1 tRNA gene and 2 rRNA genes (1 of these 3 cut by a window edge) are annotated in these 2500 nt (G+C 55.6%); all 3 read right to left on the reverse strand.

Annotated features, from left to right (window positions below):
* Positions 1 to 77, reverse strand: a tRNA-Met gene (locus tag C9E82_RS23400).
* 66 nt (positions 78 to 143) lie between these two features.
* Positions 144 to 258: ribosomal RNA gene (gene rrf, locus C9E82_RS23405) — 5S ribosomal RNA — on the reverse strand.
* Positions 259 to 354: 96 nt separating this feature from the next.
* A 23S ribosomal RNA gene (locus C9E82_RS23410) occupies positions 355 to 2500 on the reverse strand (it continues 687 nt past the right edge of the window).

Here is a 2500-nt window from a genome sequence, read left to right on the forward strand (position 1 = left end):
TGGTTGCGGGGGCAGGATTTGAACCTGCGACCTTCAGGTTATGAGCCTGACGAGCTACCGGGCTGCTCTACCCCGCGCCGATCTGCATCGCGTGGTTTGCGGTGCGGTATTTTCTCGTATCAGAGAGATCCGTTTCTTTCCAGGTCTGGCGGTGACCTACTCTCCCACGTCTTGAGACGCAGTACCATCGGCGCAGCGGCACTTAACGGCCGAGTTCGGGATGGGATCGGGTGTTTTGCTCGCGCTAGGGCCACCAGACCGGGAAAGAAACGGATCAGCGTTGTCCCCCGGTTCTGTTTCGGGGGATATTTGTTGTCCAAGGATGCTTTGGAAGAAGTCTTGCTTCTTCCGGATCAAATCAAGCCTATCGAGCCATTAGTACCGGTCAACTGAATGCATTGCTGCACTTACATCTCCGGCCTATCGACGTGGTGGTCTTCCACGGCTCTCAAGGGAGACCTTGTTTTGAGGGGGGCTTCCCGCTTAGATGCCTTCAGCGGTTATCCTGTCCGTTCATAGCTACCCTGCACTGCCGTTGGCACGACAACAGGTCCACCAGTGGAACGTTCACCCCGGTCCTCTCGTACTAGGGGCAACTCCTCTCAAGTCTCCAACACCCACGGCAGATAGGGACCGAACTGTCTCACGACGTTCTAAACCCAGCTCACGTACCTCTTTAAATGGCGAACAGCCATACCCTTGGGACCTGCTCCAGCCCCAGGATGAGATGAGCCGACATCGAGGTGCCAAACGATGCCGTCGATATGGACTCTTGGGCATCATCAGCCTGTTATCCCCAGCGTACCTTTTATCCGTTGAGCGATGGCCCTTCCACTCGGGACCACCGGATCACTATGGCCGTCTTTCGACTCTGCTCGACTTGTCAGTCTTGCAGTCAGGCTGGCTTCTGCCATTGCACTCAACGAGCGATTTCCGACCGCTCTGAGCCAACCTTCGCGCGCCTCCGTTACTCTTTGGGAGGCGACCGCCCCAGTCAAACTACCCGCCACGCAGGGTCCCGGATCCGGATGACGGACCGCGGTTAGACATCAAGAGTGCGAAGGGTGGTATCTCAAGGATGGCTCCACCGGAACTGGCGTCCCGGTTTCAAAGCCTACCACCTATCCTGCACATCACAATCCTGATGCCAGTGCGAAGCTGTAGTAAAGGTGCATGGGGTCTTTCCGTCTAACCGCGGGAAGTCTGCATCTTCACAGACAATTCAATTTCGCTGAGTCCACATTTGAGACAGCGGGGAAGTCGTTACGCCATTCGTGCAGGTCGGAACTTACCCGACAAGGAATTTCGCTACCTTAGGACCGTTATAGTTACGGCCGCCGTTTACCGGGGCTTCAATTCAAGGCTTGCACCTCTCCTTTTAACCTTCCGGCACCGGGCAGGCGTCAGACCCTATACGTCGTCTTGCGACTTCGCAGAGCCCTGTGTTTTTAGTAAACAGTCGCCACCCCCTGGTTTGTGCCCCCGACCGACAGTTGCCTGCCAATCGGGCCTCCTTCTCGCGAACTTACGGAGGTATTTTGCCGAGTTCCTTAAATGTGGTTCTCTCAAGCGCCTTGGTATTCTCTACCAGTCCACCTGTGTCGGTTTCGGGTACGGTCTTGTGGAGGGCTATTTCCAGGAACCGCTCAGCTGCCCTTCCAATCCGATAAGGAAGAACAACACCTGCGATCCGTCACCATCTCCTGGCCCAGGAATATTAACCTGGTTCCCATCGACTACGCCTTTCGGCCTCGCCTTAGGGGCCGGCTTACCCTGCTCAGATTAGCTTTAAGCAGGAACCCTTGGACTTTCGGCGACAGGGTCTCTCACCCTGTTTGTCGCTACTCATGTCAACATTCTCGCTTCTGATCACTCCACCGGATGGCTCACGCCCCGGCTTCACAGTCAGAACATTGCCTCCGTTGCATCCGAGGACGCAAAAGAGGCAGCGTTCTATATCACAGAACGCTCCGCTACCACGCACCATAAGGTGCATCCAAAGCTTCGGCTCGTGGCTTGAGCCCCGTTACATCTTCGCCGCAAGACCTCTTGATTAGACCAGTGAGCTGTTACGCTATCTTTAAAGGATGGCTGCTTCTAAGCCAACCTCCTGGTTGTTTTGGAAGTCTCACATGCTTTCCCACTTAGCCACGAATTGGGGGCCTTAGCTGTTGGTCAGGGTTGTTTCCCTCTCCACGACGGACGTTAGCACCCGCCGTGTGTCTCCCGGATATTGCTCCACGGTATTCGGAGTTTGCTTAGACTCAGTAAGGCTGTGGGCCCCCATCATCCATGCAGTGCTCTACCCCCGTGGGCATTCGTCCGAGGCGCTACCTAAATAGCTTTCGCGGAGAACCAGCTATCTCCGAGTTTGATTGGCCTTTCACCCCTAGGCACAAGTCATCCCGACCCTTTTCAACGGGTGTGGGTTCGGCCCTCCAGTTGGTGTTACCCAACCTTCAGCCTGCTCATGCCTAGATCACTCGGTTTCGGGTCTGAT

It is taken from the genome of Paracoccus sigandri, from assembly GCF_003709565.1.
Taxonomy (GTDB): Bacteria; Pseudomonadota; Alphaproteobacteria; order Rhodobacterales; family Rhodobacteraceae; genus Paracoccus; species Paracoccus siganidrum.